Genomic DNA, 16,732 nt, shown 5'->3' with positions numbered 1-16,732 from the left:
GCTGAATGCAAAGAATTTTACTATTTCTCTATAGGTTAAGAGCTTTCTTACTATTCCTTTTTTTGGAAGCAATCGCCCTGTGGCTGATTGCATCTTACAATTCCCAGCAAGGTTCTGCTTTCTTCAACAGTGCCAATCAGGCAAGTGGCTCTGTCCTTACAGCACGCAACAATGTTGTAGAATACTTTTCTTTGGCATCTGTAAATAAAAGCTTGGTGGAAAAGAACGCTGAACTTTTGGCGGAGCTGGAAAAATTCAGAATGCCTGCTGATAGCGTCTATATTGAACTGGACAGTCTCCTTGCGAACAGCTTTCAATTCAAAGGAGCCAAGGTAATCAACAATTCTCTCAATCTTTCCCAAAACTTCCTGACCATCAATAAAGGTTCAAATCATGGGATCAAAGAAGGAATGGGGGTATTCAATGAGGAAGGGGTTGTAGGACGGGTCAAAGGCGTCACCAAAAACTTTGCCTCTGTTATTTCAGTATTGCATACTGACTTGTTAATCTCTTCCAAAATAGAATCTTCCGACGTATTTGGATCTACCAAATGGGATGGAAAAGACGCCAATAAAGCCAAGCTTTTGTACGTACCAAGGCACGTCAATATCAAAGAGGGTGATAAGGTCGTGACTTCAGGGTATAATGCTGTTTTTCCGGAAGGAATACCCATTGGAAAAGTTTTTCAAGTCAGTCAGGGTGCAGAGACCAATTACCTGGATATTACTATAGAACTTGCTGCGGATTTTAGCAGGATTTCCTATGTTTATTTGGTTGAGAACAATCAAGAAGAAGAACTCAACGAGCTTTATCAATCAAACGGTATCAGTAATGAGTAGCGGAAGAATTTTTTTATTAGTTGGCGGGTTTGTGCTTTACCTTTTATTGCAGGTACTTTTGCTTAAAAACATGGTGATCTTCAGTTCGGCATTCTGCTTCCTGTATGTATTGTACATTCTGTTGCTTCCTATAGACATCAAAAGCATCCCAAGCATGTTGATTGCATTTGCAATGGGCTTGGGGGTTGACTTATTTTACGACACCTTAGGGATACACACAGCGAGTTTGGTTGCAGTGGCATTTGTAAGAAACCCCTGGCTGAAAGTACTTACACCCACAGGAGGCTATGATGAAGGGCTTATGCCTTCTATGCTCAATATGGGTTTTGGATGGTTTTTGACTTATAGTTTACCATTATTTTTATTCCATCATCTTTTGTTTTTTTATATTGAAAATTTAGGCACTAATTTATTCTTCCCGGTCGTTCAAAAAATTATATACAGTGCTATTTTTGTATTTATAATGAGTATAATTGTTCAACTGTTGTTTTACAGGAGAAGAAGAGGAATTTAATGAACGATCAAAGGCCGATTACCATCATCATAGCCATCATTTTGGTGGGGGCGGTATTGCTAACCAAACTATTTTTGATTCAAGTGGCTGACGACAGCTTCTTGAAGCGCGCAGAGCGAAATGCCATCCAAAGAGTAGTAGATCACCCCTACCGAGGACTTGTGAATGACCGTAAGGGAAACATTATGGTTTACAACAATCCTATTTTCGATTTGATGATTATCCCCAAAGAATTCAGCGTCAAGGACACCACGCGTTTCTGCGAAATTTTTCAAATCAGTAAAGAAGAATTGATTGAGGGCTATACTGCTGCAAGAAAATATTCTTATGTCAAGCCTTCTCCTTTAATCAAACAAATTTCCACTTCTGAATTTGCAAAAATCCAAGATTATCTGATCGATTACCCTGGGCTATTTGTAATGACAAGGGCGGTTAGGTCTTATCCCCAACCAAGCGCTGCCAATGCCTTGGGCTACATTGGCGAAATAAGTGCTGCACAATTGGAAAGAGACACCTTAAAGTACTATCGACAAGGTGATTATGTTGGTCTGAGCGGTATAGAAGGCTTTTATGAAAAAGAGCTTCGCGGAGTAAAAGGGGTCAAGTATAAAATGGTTAATGTGCGGGGAGTAGACAAGGGCTCTTTCAAAAGCGGGGAGTATGATACCGCTTCAGTCGCAGGTCACAACCTTACCTCTACCATTGACCTCGCTTTGCAGCAATATGGGGAAAAACTCATGGAAGGTAAAAAGGGCTCTGTAGTAGCCATTGAACCCAAAACTGGAGAAATCCTTGCCATCATCTCAGCACCAAGCTATGATCCAAATGTATTGACCGGATCAAAATTCGGATCCAATTATTTATTGTTGAACAGAGATGAAAGCAAACCTCTCTTCAACCGACCAATCATGGCAATGTATCCTCCGGGATCAATTTTCAAAATTGTCCAATCTCTTGTAGGGCTTCAGATGGGGGTATTGACTCCAAATACCACTTATGCCTGTAATCGTTCCTTGGTAGCTTGCCACAACCATTCAAGCCCTGTGAATCTTTTTGGAGCTATCAGGAACTCCTGTAATCCCTATTACCACCAAGCCTACAGGGCGATGATCAATAGGGAGGTCTCAAGCAGTACTTTCAAGGACACGGAAATAGGCCTAAATGCCTGGAGAGAATATGTTTTAAAGTTTGGTCTTGGTTCCCCTTTGGGAGTTGATCTTTTCAATGAAAAGGGTGGCTCAATTCCTTCGAGCGCTTTGTATGACAGGGTATATGGTCCGGGTAGGTGGAAGTATTCCACTATTTACTCCTTATCCATCGGACAGGGAGAGATGCTTGTTACCCCTTTACAGATGGCTAATTTGGCTGCGATTTTTGCCAATAAAGGATATTATTATGTGCCTCACCTTGTCAAAGCAATTGATGGAGACAACAGAAGAATCCCTGAAAAATACAGAACAAAGATGGAAGTTGGTGTAGATGCACATCACTTTGACATGGTGCAAGATGCCATGGCAGAGGCCATCTATGGCACGGCTGCCAGAGCTGCTATCAAGGACATTACAATTGCTGGAAAAACAGGGACAGCTCAAAATCCTCAAGGAGAGGATCACTCGGTTTTTATTGCTTTTGCTCCAAAAGAGGATCCTAAAATAGCCATTGCTGTGTACGTAGAAAATGCAGGATGGGGAGGAAGGGCTGCGGCAAGCACTGCCAGCTTGATGATAGAAAAATACATCAGGGGAGAAGTCACAAGGCCTTCCTTAGAAGAATATGTGCTCGCCGGAAAATTTATGTAAAGTGAGGCAGGACGATTTATATATCAACAAAATAGACTGGGTTACCATTTGCATTTATGTGGTACTTGTCATCATTGGCTGGTTCAACATCTATGCGGCGGTGTATGACGAGCAGTTCCCAAAAAGTATTTTTGACCTATCCATTAATTCCGGTCAGCAACTTCTACGTATAGGTGCGGCTTTTTTGATCATTTTGCTCATTATGGTAGCAGATTATAGGGTCTTTGATAATTTGGCCTGGATATTATACATTGCTTTTTTAGTTCTTCTGATTATTACCCCATTTATAGGGAAAGAAGTAAACGGACAGATTCTGTCTATTGGCTTTGGCTCTTTCAGAATACAACCATCTGAGTTTGCAAAATTTACAACGGCTTTGGCCTTGGCAAAGTACATGGAGCGTCCAAGTTTTGATCTTTCTCAGATGAAACACCAATTTCAGGCACTTGCTATCATTATGATTCCCATTATCCTGATTATGCTTCAGCCTGATACGGGAACTGCCATGGTGTATTTTGCATTTTTCATCATGCTTTACAGAGAAGGTATGCCTCAGCGCTACTATGTTCTGGCACTTACTTTTATTGCGATCTCCCTATTAGCCTTGGGTATAGAAAACAACTTGTACCTTGTGATCGGGGTTGGGGCAGTTATATTGATTTTGATTTTGATGGGCAAGAAAAAGCTCTCCAGGATTATAAGTTTTGTTTTGTTAGGAACCGTAATTGTCGCATACAGTTACAGTTTGGATTATGTTGTTTCAAAACTCCCAGAACATCAGCAAAACAGAATTATGGTTTTGTTCAATCCTGACTTGGATCCACTAGGGGCAGGGTGGAATGTAACCCAGTCCAAAATTGCTATAGGCTCTGGAGGATTTCTTGGAAAAGGTTATCTTGAAGGAACACAGACAAAATTTGACTTTGTCCCAGAGCAGCATACTGACTTTATCTTTTGTACACTTGGGGAGGAATTTGGATGGGTTGGCAGCTCGGTCGTAATCATTCTTTTCTGTGCCTTATTGATCCGTTTGGTCATGCTTGCTGAAAGACAAAAAAACAGGTTTTCCAGAGTGTATGGATACTGTGTAATTTCTATTCTGTTTTTCCATTTCATGGTCAATATTGCCATGACTATAGGGCTATTTCCAGTAGTAGGTATTCCGTTGCCGTTCTTCAGCTATGGAGGCTCCTCATTATGGTCATTTACGATACTGTTGTTTATTTTTATCAAGCTAGATTCTCACAGAATTCAGCTTTTGGGTCGTATGGGATAAAAAAAGGGGTTGATTAACCCCTCTGATCAAATTTTCTGAAAACCAACTGCAAAAATTCATTGACTGAATCCGACTCCTTATTCCAACCAAGTTCGGAAACATACCGCTGATTGAGCAAGTTGATGGCATCTACAAAGCTTTCGCACTTGTCTACAGACTTAAGCGCATGCGTTAATAAGTCCGGGTTTCCTTCAAAAAGCTCTTTGGTAAACATGATACGCTGATTAATCCCCAGGCTTTCTGAAAGTTCTTTGATAGTCCCTTTCATAATGCTGTATTCTTCATGCTCAAATCTTGCCCAAGCTTGTAACGGATCAATTCCGCCAACATTGGCTCCAACTGCTGCAGATCTTGGCTCAACTTTTACCTTTTCCTCCTCTTTAGGGGAAGTTTCTTCCTTTTCTTGGGTAAGCACCTCAGGATTTTTTGCAGGTTCTTCTATTGCTTTTGTAACGGGAAAACCTTTTACCTCCTCTGGCTTGGCAGCTGTCTCAGCTATGACTTCTGGACCTTCACCCTTATCCATCCACAATTTCCCGTAATCAATCGGCAATACAGAGTCAAAACTGCTCAAGAGCTCTTTTACAGGCTTAAGTGATGATTTTTGTTGCTCATAACTATTCGCAACTGCAGATTTGTAAGCCTTCACAGAATAACCTAGCCCCGCTCTATCAACTAATCCAGTAACCAAGGAGGTATGCCATTTAAAATACTTTTTATTCTCTTTCAGGAAATTCGGTAGCTGGTCCTCCGGAACCTTATCGAGTTCCTGCGAAAAATAAGTCACAGGATCTACTGCAAGCAAAATAGAATAGGCTACTGCCTCTGTGAGCAAAGGCTCGAAATGTTGTCTTTCAACTTTAATCGTCCTAGACAGGACATTCATAAATTCCTTGAGCGCTTCATGAACGTTTTTATCCCTGTAATCAAAATACGGGTTGCTTTTCAACGCTTCAAGTTCCCTCTGCCATGCTTCAAATAGTGCTTTGATGACAAAAAAATTAACCTGAGCAGAAGGTGTGAGTTGAAGAATATCCTGACCTGTGATGTACTTTTTTTGAGCATAGCTCGAATCACAGATTTTTTTGGTAAACTTTTCTGCGTAGTTTTCTATGTATGGACTGTTTAACTTAGCATTCATTTTCAAAGAGTTGTTTATTTAAATAAGGAACGAAAATAATGCCTAAAATTATTATTGAAAATCTTAATCATCGGGAAATTATTTCCGCTGAAGCTAATTGTAAAGTTATTGAATTAATCCATGAAAACTACATAGACTGGATGCATGCCTGTGGAAAAAAAGGCAGGTGCACCACTTGCAAAATGATCGTCAAAGAAGGAATTGAAAATCTTTCCGAGATGACAGAAAGAGAGGAATTTTTCAGGGACAAGGGCAGGTTAAACAGTTCCGAAAGATTATCTTGCCAAGCAAAATTGCAAAAAGGAGAAATTATCATCCGTGTGGCTGAGGAAAACAAATTCCCGCATATGGAATACAGCGAATAAAATATGTTTATAGAACCTTCTTTAGGTAAGTCCAATCCCAAAGACAAGAAAGGTCATATTGAAGTTATCTGTGGATCTATGTTTTCAGGAAAAACCGAAGAACTGATCCGCAGGTTAAACAGAGCTTTGATTGCCCGCCAAAAAGTGGAAATTTTTAAACCTTCCATAGACAAAAGATACCATGAATTTGATGTGGTTTCGCATAATGAGACAGCCATCAGATCCACTCCGGTGCAGTTTGCCGAAGACATTATCCTGCTGGCAGGCAACTGTGATGTGGTAGGTATTGATGAGGTTCAGTTTTTTGACAACAGGGTTGTCCATGTAGCCACTGTACTGGCCAATGCCGGCAAAAGAGTTATTTTGGCTGGATTGGATATGGACTTCGAAGGAAATCCTTTTGAGCCTATGCCGCAATTACTCGCTGTAGCTGAATATGTCACCAAAGTGCATGCGATATGTATGAAATGCGGCGATCTCGCTTCGTATTCTTTCAGATTGAGTGAAACCAGAGAAAAAGTGGTGTTAGGTGAAAAAGAAAGCTACGAGGCAAGATGTAGAAAATGCTTCTTTGAAGACAAAAGCCAAAAGTAAAGATCAATGGAAGGGAAGAATCAAAAAGCAATTCGTAAGAAAAATAGAAATTCCTTTTTTCTGATTTTGGCTTTTTCTTTCAATATTTTTTCATTGAATTCATCTTTTGCTCAATCCAATATCCCGGTAGGATCTTGGCGCATACATACCAGCTACCTCGGGGAAGGGGTTCTGAGCGGTTCAGAAAACTCTGTTTTTTCACTGGGCTCTCATTCCTTATTTTACTTAAACATCAATACAAATAAAGTAAATACCCTGACCGTATTGGACGGCTTGTATGATCAGAATTTTTCTGCGGGAGCATTTGATCCAATTTCCAAAAAATTTATCATCGCTTTTCCTGATGGTACAATTCAATTGGTAGGGGAAAGAGAAATTCAAACTGTCAATTCGCTAAGAGAAAACCCGCAAGTCACCCAAAAATCAATCAACCGAGTAAGGATTAAAGGAGGTTTTGTCCTCCTTGCAGGAGATTTTGGCGTACTGCGGATTAATCCTGTTGAAACAAGTATTTCCGCATCCTTTACCAATCTGGGCAGAGATGGCGGTTTATTGGCAATCAATGATATTGCAGAAGATGACAAGTTCCTTTATCTGGCATCAAAAGCAGGTTTGCTCTTGGGAGATAAAAACTCCAATCTCAATGACTTCAGAAACTGGAGAAGAATAGGAGAGTCGATTGGGGAATTTATCAATATAGCTTTGGTTGCCGGTAAAATTATAGCCATTCATAGGAATGGAAATCTCTATTTTCTTGAAAATGACAAGAATCAACCCGAACAAATTATCGGCATTCAAGAGGCTAAAAACCTTCATTTTTATGGAGAAAGACTTTTTTTCCAAATGGGAAATGGAATCTATGCCATTGATGAAAATGCATCCTGGAACCTTGAATTTGACACAGAAATCCAGAGTTTTTCGGATTTTTTTATCAACACCTCTGGGATTTATTATCAAGTACAAGGCAAAGGAATAGTATCACAGAACGGAGATATTTTTGCTCCTCCGGGACCGCGGTCTCAGGTAAGGCAATTGCTTCCCACTTCTGAAGGACTTCTTGGAATTCCATTTTCAAAAAATATTTTAGGAGAAACAACTGTTTCAAGCACTCAGGAAAGCAGCAGGCTGTTTGAGGGAAGGTGGGAAGCTTTAGAATCCCCAGATGAGATAGTTTCAGTAGCTCAAATGGGAAATGATCTGTTTCTCGGGACTTTTTCAAATGGGCTCTGGAAAAAAAACTCAAGTGGGCTTCAGCAAATCCAAATTGGCTCTTCAGGTCACGAAGTTAGTATCAGTGCAATACATACAGATGCATTTGGACATCTTTGGGTAGGCATTGCAGATGACAAGCCAAGGCTTCTGAAAATCAATTCTACTGGAAATATAAATTCAGTAGCAGTAGAGGGGCTTTCTTTCCCTTACAAAATTATATCAGACAGAACAGGGAATTTATGGATTCTAAATGCCCCATTAAACGGCAACTCCTTTATACAAGTATTTCATGAGCAGTCTAATTTGAACCGGATCTTGGGTTCGGCAAGTAATAATGGTTCACTCCCACCGGGAAATGTGATGGATATTGCCATTGACGCCAATCAACAGCTTTGGATAAGTACTGGTAATGGAGTCTTGTATGTTCCCAACGCATCCGATATTTCGGACAACAATAATTTAAATGCACTTACGCCCATTTTTCAGGGCAGGCCTTTGTTTTCAGGAGTCAATGTCAGGCAAATCCTAGTAGCGCCAGATCAAAGTAAATGGTTTGGAACTGTAAGAGATGGAATTTGGAGGTTTTCTGAATTTGGAAATGAACTGCTAGAGCATTTCAACCAGGCAAACAGTCCCTTAATTTCAAATAATATTTCGAACTTGAATCTGGACCCTGTTTCCGGTGAGCTGTTGATTGTACAAGAGCATGCCGCTTTTTCCTACAGAGGATCGAGCATAAAAAGCGCTCCAGGCTTGGAATCTTTAAAGATTTTTCCAAATCCGGTAAGGCCTGATTTTAATGGTGTTTTGAGTATAGAGGGTTTGATTGATTTTGCCAAAATAAAGATCACTTCTTCGGCAGGAAGAGTAGTGTTTTCATCACAAGTACAAGGTGGTAAAGTGATATGGAACCTTCGGGAGTTGCAAGGAGGAAGGGTCAAGCCTGGAGTATATTTGGTGTTTGTTACTGACAAAGAAGGCATAGAAAGAGTTTCCGGTAAATTTGTAGTCTTGTAATGCTAGTAAAAACTGAAGGCATAGTAGTTTCCCATCTGAGGTTTAGAGATACCTCTATCATAGCCAAGGTTTTTACCAGAGAGTTGGGATTAAAAAGCTACATAGTAAATGGTGTAAGAAGCAATAAATCTCAAGGTAAAATAGCCCTTTATCAACCTTTGACTCTACTCGAACTGGTTGCCTACGAAAAAGAAAATGCCGGAATCAATAGAATATCAGAAGCCAAATTAGGGTATGCTTTTAAAGCCATACCTTTTGACTTTATCAAATCAGGAGTGGCTTTGTTTATGGCTGAGGTTTTATCCAAGTCCATATATGACAATTATCAAAATGAGGACTTGTTTGATTTTTTGAAAGAAACGATCCTGCTTCTTGACAGCGATAAAGCCCAGATTAGTAATTTCCCATTAGTATTTCTCTGGGAAACCTCCAGGTATTTGGGATTTTCGCCGGAGAAAGCAAGTTACTTTTTTGAAGAAATTCAGGAGAACATCACCAAACAAATCGATTGGTCCCCTGAAATGGCAGCCTTGGATGTATTGATTTCAGAATCCTTCCAATGTCAGGAAAAAATTCCTTCAAAAATACGGAGAGACCTCTTAGATCATATGTTGATACTTTACAGTAAGAACCTGGAGTATGTTGGCGAATGGAAATCCGTGCAGGTACTGCGTCAGCTTATGCGCTGAACTAGAGGATATCTACCTGAAAATCCTATCTTTAGAAGAAAAACACAAATAATGAACATATATATTAAGGTATCTGAACCAAAAATTTGCGTATTAAGTATTGAAACGTTAATATTGTGCCAACACAGTAATTGAAAAACCTTCTCCCCGGAGGTTTTTAGCTATCCTGAATATATTTTTAATTCAGTTCAATAGTCTCAATACACTATTAATTCAATTTACATCTCATTATCAATTTAATTTCGTAAGCTTTTTATGTATAACATAGAAGAATTAAGGATCAGACTTCTTTCGGAGTTGAAGGAAATCGCTGAGGAATTGGGAGTCAAGAACTTCAAAAACCTCAAAAAAGACGACCTTGTTTACGCCATTTTGGATCAACAAGCCATCACTCCCGAGCAAGCTCTACCAAAAAAGAAGCCTTCACTCACAGAAGCTGAACCCAAAAAAGAAGAAAAACCTAAGGAGACTCGAGCCAAATCACCCGAAGCGGATTCTGAGGAAAGCAAATCCAAATTCAGAAGGCAAAATGTAACAGCTCAGCCGAAGGATGCTCCGAAAGAGGAGAAGAGTTCCAAAAAAGAAGAGCCTAAGAAACAAAGCCCTAAGAAAGAAGAAAGAAAAGAAAATACAGAAAAGAATGCTGTCCCTTCCACTTCTTCCACACCTCCTCCGCCGCCTCCCGCAGATACAGACGAAAAGCCGAAATTTATAAGACCTCGTAGAAAAGTAGTCGAAGTGGAACCTGTAGCTCCGCAGGCTGAAAAAGCTCCCGAACAAGAGGCTGAAATCCCAAGAAGAAAAAATATCAAAGATGCCGAGGAGGCACATATTCCCACCGCAGAGGTATCTCACTCATCCAAAAAGAAGTCATATGTCAGCTTGAAGGAGTTTGAAGGAATCATTGAAAATGAGGGGGTTTTGGAAATCATGTCTGAAGGATATGGCTTTATGCGCTCTTTGGATTACAATTATTTGGCATCTCCGGATGACATTTATGTATCTCCTTCACAGATCAAGCTCTTTGGACTGAAAACAGGTGATCACATCAAAGGCTCTATAAGACCTCCCAAAGAAGGTGAAAAATATTTTGCACTTCTTAAAGTGATCACAGTAAACGGCAAGACGACCGAGGAAATCAGAGACCGGATTCCATTTGAATACCTTACACCACTTTTCCCTGAAGAAAGATTGAATCTTTCTACCAAAGCAGACAACTACTCAACCAGAATATTGGATCTTTTTGCACCTATTGGTAAAGGTCAGAGAGGAATGATTGTGGCACAGCCAAAAACAGGTAAAACAGTTCTTTTGCAGCAAATTGCCAATGCAATCGCCGAAAATCACCCCGAAGTACACTTGATGATACTTTTGGTGGACGAACGGCCTGAAGAGGTAACAGATATGGCCCGTTCAGTAAAAGCAGAAGTAATTTCTTCAACTTTTGATGAACAAGCTGACCGTCATGTAAAAGTGGCGACAATAGTGCTTGAAAAGGCCAAAAGAATGGTGGAGTGTGGTCATGATGTGGTTATTCTTCTGGATTCAATCACAAGATTGGCCAGAGCCTACAATACAGTTGTTCCTTCCTCAGGAAAGATTCTTTCCGGTGGTGTGGATGCAAACGCCCTGCACAAGCCAAAGAGGTTCTTCGGAGCTGCAAGAAACGTAGAAAACGGAGGTTCATTGACCATCATTGCTACAGCCCTTGTAGAGACTGGATCCAAAATGGATGAAGTAATCTTTGAAGAATTCAAAGGAACAGGTAACATGGAATTGGCCTTAGACAGAAAGCTTTCAAACAGAAGAATCTATCCTGCTATAGATGTACCTGGATCAGGAACAAGAAGAGAAGATCTACTGATGGACAAAGAAGAAATGCAAAGGGTATGGATTCTGCGCAAGCTGATGTCCGACATGACTTCCCAAGAGGCCATGGAATTCTTGCTTCAAAGAATGAAAGGCACAAGAGACAATGCAGAGTTTCTTATATCTATGAATGGGTAACTTTAAGTCCAACAATTTACAATGGCATCCTCTCTTTAAAGGATGCCATTTTTTTTATCTATCCATATTGAATAAGCAATGATGAATGAAATATAATTTGGTTTAAAAGACGTTTTTCTTTATACAAAAAACACAAATCTCTTTTTGGTTCGAAAACTTTAGATTACTTTTGTGATACAAGTTGATCACCCAAACAACTCAGTATCATTTATGAGCGCTTTCATTCAGAAAAATGTATTTCATACGTTCTTGTTTCTGTGTGCCTTTTTATATTTTTCCCATAATTCAATAGCTTCCTGCCCTAACTGCACTGGGAATATTAAAACATATAGACCCGGCGCGACCAACAATGTCAATTCGGGAAACAACAACACCAATAATTCCACTTGGGATCCTAATGGAGCCCCAGGGTCTTCAGATATTGCAAGGTTTAATGAAGACCGTTCATTTACTTGGTTGGCCAACAACGAAGATATCCGAGGAATAATCTTGGAAGGTAACTCCAAGCTAATACTAGACAGGCCAAACGAAGGAAATAATCCTTCTTTTGTAATTGGAGGTACTGCCCAAAATAGAGGATGTATTATTATTAAAAGTGGCTCAATCCTTACACTGCGCTATATTTCAAATTTAGTATATGTCAATATTTGTATAGAGGATGGAGGGAAACTTGTTGTAGATTCCAGAAGTGAGGACAGGAATGATTATCTATTCAATGGCGTGGACATTTCTTTGAATGGCCCAAATGCTCAAGTTGAATTCGGGGAAGCAGACATCATTGTTGGAGATCAAGGGTTGGGGATTTCCGGATATACAGGTCAAGGATGTACATTAAATGCAGATGGTTCCTATTCTCTACCTAGTCCTCCTCCAAATATCACAGCAGACCCCGCAAAAACAAATATTCAGGATTTTTGTGAGTTTTTAGATGCTGCTGGTTTTAGTATTCTACCCGTTAAATACCTTTATTTCAATTCAAGTATTGACCGACATGAAAGGTCAATTAAATTAAAATGGGCTACAGCAAAAGAGTTGAACAACTCACATTTTGAAATTGAAAGATCAATTAACAATGTTAACAATTGGAATAAAATAACAGAACTTGATGGAGTTGGATGGTCGGACATGCCTGTCGAATATTCATTTTCTGACAATGATCTTCCTCTTTCTGGAGGAATCGCCTACTACAGAATCAAACAGGTAGATTTTGACGGAAGCTTCTCTTATACAGAAACTATTTCTGAGAGATTCTCTAAGATTGAATCATCAGGTAAAACTTGGAGAGTTTTTCCAAACCCGACTTTAGGAAACATTAATATTGGACTTCTGGATTTAGAAAAATATAAAGGTGAAGATATAAGGGTTAAGTTGTTTAACTCGGGAATCAATACCTCTGCTGAGGTATCAAAAAACATTGGATCTATTTCATCAGAATTATCAGAAATCTTGCAAACATCTAAGCCTGGAGTTTATGTCCTAGAAATAGCTTGGGGAGAACAAGTAGAACATTTTAGAATATTAAAAAACTAAAGTTTAACTTTTAAAAAAAGGGTCAGATTTGAGAAATCTGACCCTTTTTCTTTTCACATATCATCCTCCTCATCAAAATCTTCCTCATCTGGCGCTCCCATGTCAAACATACTGCTGAAAAGGTCCTTAAACTTCAAACCTGTATCCAGCAGTTTTTTGCTCAGTTGGCTGTATTCGGCCAAGCCATGGAGCAAAAATTCCATGAAAAATTCCTTTTCTTTTTCAGGTAATTCTTTGACCATCTTGGTCACCAAGTCCTCCAAGCCCGGTACTTGATGCAATGCTGTCTTGAATTCTTTGTCAGATTGAGAAGCCAAAACATCAAGCTCATTTCCTTCCCCAAACCAGGACAAAGGCAAAACATAAGGATTGCCTTCTTTGTCTTTCTTCTTTTGCTCAGGAGAAGGAAAGTAATTTACAAATTGTGATCGAATAGCTTTCCCGATCAGATTGTAGGCGACTAATCCAGCCCCTTCCTGCTCTCCTTCATACACCAATTCTACTTTTCCTGTAATGGCTGGAATCACTCCTATGAGGTCCGAGATCCGGGCAACGGTATTCTCTTCCTGATTGAGATAAAGCCTCCTTTCAGCAGCAGAAACCAAATTCTCATACCCAGAAATAGTTAACCTTGCAGACACCCCACTCTTCTCATCCACATATTCACTGCTTCTGGCTTCCACTGCGATCTGCTCTATCAGGTCTTTCAGCAATTCGGGCACATGGATTTTTTCAATGGGCTTTCCTTCAAGCCTGGCTTCTTGAGAAGTGATTCTTTTTCCTATTTCTATGGACTTAGGATAGTGGGTGATGATCTGGCTCTCAATCCTGTCTTTCAAAGGTGTCACAATAGAACCCCGATTGGTATAATCTTCAGGATTGGCCGTAAACACAAACTGTATATCCAAAGGTAGCCTCAGCTTAAAACCACGGATCTGAATGTCCCCTTCCTGTAATATATTGAACAAGGCGACCTGTATCCTTGCCTGCAAATCGGGCAACTCATTGATTACAAAAATCGATCTGTGTGACCTTGGTACCAGGCCATAATGAATCACCCTTTCATCATTGTAAGAAAGTTTCATGGTTGCCGCTTTGATCGGATCAACATCCCCGATCAGATCAGCTACAGACACATCAGGAGTGGCCAATTTCTCTGTGTAACGATCATCCCGATGCCACCAGGAAACCGGAGTCTGATCACCTTTTGATTCTATAAGCTCCTTGGCAAATGTACTCAATGGCTGCAAAGGGTCATCATTCAGTTCTGCTCCTTCCACCACCGGTACATATTCATCGAGCAACTTGGTCATCATTCTGGCGATCCTGGTTTTGGCCTGACCTCTCAAACCCAGAAAATTGATATTGTGACGGGACAATATCGCCCTTTCTATATCCGGAATCACAGTATCTTCAAATCCCCAGATTCCTTCAAAAACATTGATCTTCTGGCTGATTTTACTGATCAGGTTTTGGCGCAACTCTTCTTTGATTGATTTTGGCTGATACCCTGCTGCTTTTAATTCGCCAAGGTTCTTAATCTTCAACAGTGCTCCTGCTGTGAGGTTTTTATACTCCATATTTTTAAAATCTTTTTGTTCTGTTTTTTCTATAATCTTCAAAAATCAAATCACCCAAACCCTTGAGGCTACTGTAATAAGCATTGCCATTGTTTACCTTGGTGAATTCTTTCACGAACTCCTTCAGGTAAGGGTCAGAAGCAATCATAAATGTGGTTACCGGAATTTTTAGCTTACGGCATTGTGCTGCCAATTTCAAAGTCTCTGACAAAATCTTGCTGTCTATTCCAAAAGCATTTTTATAATACTTGATGCCTACCTTAAGGCAGGTAGGCTTTCCATCAGTAATCATAAAAATTTGCTTGTTTGGATTTTTTCTCCTCCTCAGCAGATCCATGGCAAGTTCCAATCCTGCTACCGTATTGGTATGATAAGGACCCACCTGCAAATATGGAAGGTCTTTTATCTCTATCTGCCAGGCATCATTTCCAAAAACTATCACATCTAGCGTATCTTTCGGATAGCGGGTTTTGATCAGCTCTGCCAAAGCCATAGCTACTTTTTTGGCAGGGGTGATCCTATCTTCACCGTATAGGATCATGGAATGGCTGATGTCAATCATCAATACTGTGGAAGTCTGGGTCCTGTATTCATTCTCTACCACCTCCAGGTCATCCTCTGTGAGCAGGTAGTCCCCACCAAAACCATGATTGATCTGGGCATTGCGGATAGAATCCGTCAAAGCAATCTGGTCTAGATTATCTCCAAAGGAATAAGGTCTTCTTTCGCTACCCTTTTCATCTCCAGGTCCGGAATGGGTGGTTTTGTGCATGCCTCCCTTGCCTCTCTTCAGCTTACCGAAAATTTCCTCCAGGGCATTTTTCCTGATAGTCTGCTCCGCTTTGCCTGTAATTTTGATCTCACCTTTGGCATTTTCCTCAGTGAGGTAACCCTTATTTTTAAGATCTTCAATAAAATCGCCTATCCCGTAACCTGGATTGGTCATGTTGTATCTTTTATCAAGGTTACTCAACCAACTTAAAGCCTCTGCCACATCTCCTCCAGTCATGGTGACTAATTGTAAAAAGATATTCAGCAGGTTTTCAAAGGTATTTTTCTCAGGATCTTGGGGTGGTACGTATTTGGTAAATCGGAATCCTTTCATAAATCACCTAACAAACTGAATGCAAAGCTGGTTTAATAATTATCATTAAATAATTTGAAAATGAAAGATTATCTGTTTCCAGTCTACCTGACTACCGCTTTCCTGATAATATTTATCACCGCAATCTTTGCAGACATCAATACAGGAATAGTCATGTTTATGTTTTCTATATCACCAGCGGCTGTGATCTGGATGGTCTACAAAGTGCTGACAGCTGATGTTGAGGTCAATGATACCTTTGAGGACAAATGGTATCAGGACATGTGATAAGCTTAATACTATTTCATCATGTGGAGATGAACATTTACTTAAAAAGATTCAATCTGAAAATGTAAAATCATCCATCCATATATTAAAGTAACCGAATACATATTGGGTCAAAAAATATCAATGTGTGTTTTTTACATTTATACATAGATGCAGTGAAAAAATGAACCGTCAAATCAAAGTTTTAGGCAAAGTTCAGGGTGTTTTCTTTCGCAAAAGCACGCAGAAAAAAGCCGTGGAGCTTGGTTTAACAGGCTGGGTAAAAAATGAAGAGGATGGTTCAGTCTTGGTGGAAATTGAAGGAGACTTACACTCCATACTTGCTATGCAAAGCTGGTTAAGATTGGGTCCCCCTAATGCAGAAGTAAAAGAATTGGAGATTAGCAATGCCGACGAGAAAGGATATGAAGACTTTTTGATATTGCAATAGTTATGGGCATTCACCAGCCGTAAATTGTACTACCCCGTTTGCCTTGGCATAACAATCATTCCCATAGGTTTTCCCATCACAGCCACATACAGGTTGGTATATATCATAACAAAATGTTTTGGAATTGATCTTTGATTGATCTATGCAGCTTGATTCAATCTCTCTTACAGGATTTTCCTGCTCGCACTGAAAGGCAGTAATACTCATTGCGAGGAACAAAATGATGGGAAGGAATAATCTTTTCATAATTCTCATTAAATCCATATTCTCTTGACGTTAGCTTTTAAGAAACTGCTACAGCTTTACCAAACTTTCTTTTCCCCGAAGCCCAAGAGGGCATCCGAGAAATTTTGCTAATTTTGCCAAC

General features: G+C 39.9%; 16 protein-coding genes. 12 read left to right on the top strand and 4 right to left on the bottom strand.

The annotated features are described in order from the left end of the window. Positions 1-5 precede the first annotated feature (5 nt). From mreC to rodA, 4 genes are read left to right on the top strand one after another with little or no spacing between them, the layout of a single operon-like run. Positions 6-839 carry a rod shape-determining protein MreC gene (gene mreC / locus A33Q_RS19160; RefSeq protein WP_009033057.1) on the top strand — a complete coding sequence of 278 codons (834 nt, stop codon included), beginning with the start codon at positions 6-8 and terminating at the stop codon, positions 837-839. Continuing rightward, entirely contained in the window at positions 832-1,353 is a 522-nt protein-coding gene (locus A33Q_RS19155) for a hypothetical protein (protein WP_040490712.1), read from the top strand. Before mreC ends, A33Q_RS19155 begins: the two co-directional genes overlap by 8 nt. Next, positions 1,353-3,152 (top strand): penicillin-binding protein 2, encoded by a 1,800-nt coding sequence (mrdA, locus tag A33Q_RS19150; protein WP_009033059.1) that lies wholly within the window; start codon positions 1,353-1,355, stop codon positions 3,150-3,152. The genes A33Q_RS19155 and mrdA overlap by 1 nt, the downstream gene beginning before the upstream one ends. A 1-nt stretch (position 3,153) precedes the next feature. Further along, a complete protein-coding gene (gene rodA, locus A33Q_RS19145; protein ID WP_009033060.1) occupies positions 3,154-4,428 on the top strand; it encodes a rod shape-determining protein RodA in 1,275 nt (424 codons plus the stop codon). A 13-nt stretch (positions 4,429-4,441) separates the two neighbouring features. On the opposite strand, the gene A33Q_RS19140 is transcribed toward rodA, so the two are convergent. Then, positions 4,442-5,569 carry a hypothetical protein gene (locus A33Q_RS19140; RefSeq protein WP_009033061.1) on the bottom strand — a complete coding sequence of 376 codons (1,128 nt, stop codon included), beginning with the start codon at positions 5,567-5,569 and terminating at the stop codon, positions 4,442-4,444. Between the two features lie 38 nt (positions 5,570-5,607). On the opposite strand from A33Q_RS19140, the gene A33Q_RS19135 reads away from it, so the two are divergent. The 6 genes from A33Q_RS19135 (at position 5,608) to A33Q_RS21690 (ending at position 12,983) form a co-directional block, all read left to right on the top strand. Further along, entirely contained in the window at positions 5,608-5,934 is a 327-nt protein-coding gene (locus tag A33Q_RS19135; protein WP_009033062.1) for a 2Fe-2S iron-sulfur cluster-binding protein, read from the top strand. A 3-nt stretch (positions 5,935-5,937) separates the two neighbouring features. After that, a complete protein-coding gene (locus tag A33Q_RS19130) occupies positions 5,938-6,528 on the top strand; it encodes a thymidine kinase (protein ID WP_009033063.1) in 591 nt (196 codons plus the stop codon). A 6-nt stretch (positions 6,529-6,534) separates the two neighbouring features. Then, positions 6,535-8,757: a type IX secretion system anionic LPS delivery protein PorZ gene (gene porZ, locus A33Q_RS19125; protein WP_016255583.1), complete on the top strand. Its 2,223-nt coding sequence runs from the start codon at positions 6,535-6,537 to the stop codon at positions 8,755-8,757. Next, positions 8,757-9,446, top strand: a complete 690-nt coding sequence (gene recO, locus A33Q_RS19120) for a DNA repair protein RecO (protein ID WP_009033064.1) — start codon at positions 8,757-8,759, stop codon at positions 9,444-9,446. The genes porZ and recO overlap by 1 nt, the downstream gene beginning before the upstream one ends. A gap of 255 nt (positions 9,447-9,701) precedes the next feature. After that, positions 9,702-11,453 carry a transcription termination factor Rho gene (gene rho / locus A33Q_RS19115; RefSeq protein WP_009033065.1) on the top strand — a complete coding sequence of 584 codons (1,752 nt, stop codon included), beginning with the start codon at positions 9,702-9,704 and terminating at the stop codon, positions 11,451-11,453. Between the two features lie 210 nt (positions 11,454-11,663). Continuing rightward, entirely contained in the window at positions 11,664-12,983 is a 1,320-nt protein-coding gene (locus tag A33Q_RS21690) for a T9SS type A sorting domain-containing protein (RefSeq protein ID WP_009033066.1), read from the top strand. Between the two features lie 53 nt (positions 12,984-13,036). On the opposite strand, the gene A33Q_RS19105 is transcribed toward A33Q_RS21690, so the two are convergent. Next, entirely contained in the window at positions 13,037-14,563 is a 1,527-nt protein-coding gene (locus tag A33Q_RS19105; protein ID WP_016255582.1) for a P-loop NTPase family protein, read from the bottom strand. 4 nt (positions 14,564-14,567) lie between these two features. Then, entirely contained in the window at positions 14,568-15,668 is a 1,101-nt protein-coding gene (locus tag A33Q_RS19100; RefSeq protein WP_009033068.1) for a vWA domain-containing protein, read from the bottom strand. Positions 15,669-15,728: 60 nt separating this feature from the next. Here A33Q_RS19100 and A33Q_RS19095 point away from each other — a divergent pair, with 60 nt between their 5' ends. Beyond that, entirely contained in the window at positions 15,729-15,935 is a 207-nt protein-coding gene (locus A33Q_RS19095) for a hypothetical protein (protein ID WP_009033069.1), read from the top strand. Between the two features lie 163 nt (positions 15,936-16,098). Further along, positions 16,099-16,365 carry an acylphosphatase gene (locus tag A33Q_RS19090; protein ID WP_009033070.1) on the top strand — a complete coding sequence of 89 codons (267 nt, stop codon included), beginning with the start codon at positions 16,099-16,101 and terminating at the stop codon, positions 16,363-16,365. Here A33Q_RS19090 and A33Q_RS19085 read toward each other — a convergent pair whose 3' ends face one another. Further along, positions 16,366-16,611, bottom strand: a complete 246-nt coding sequence (locus A33Q_RS19085) for a Kazal-type serine protease inhibitor family protein (RefSeq protein WP_051394897.1) — start codon at positions 16,609-16,611, stop codon at positions 16,366-16,368. It lies immediately after the preceding gene. Positions 16,612-16,732: the final 121 nt, after the last annotated feature.

It is taken from the genome of Indibacter alkaliphilus LW1, assembly GCF_000295935.2.
In the GTDB taxonomy this organism is placed as follows: Bacteria; Bacteroidota; Bacteroidia; order Cytophagales; family Cyclobacteriaceae; genus Indibacter; species Indibacter alkaliphilus.
Note: the sequence above shows the minus strand (reverse complement) of the source record. Positions and strands in the feature narration are given on the sequence as shown.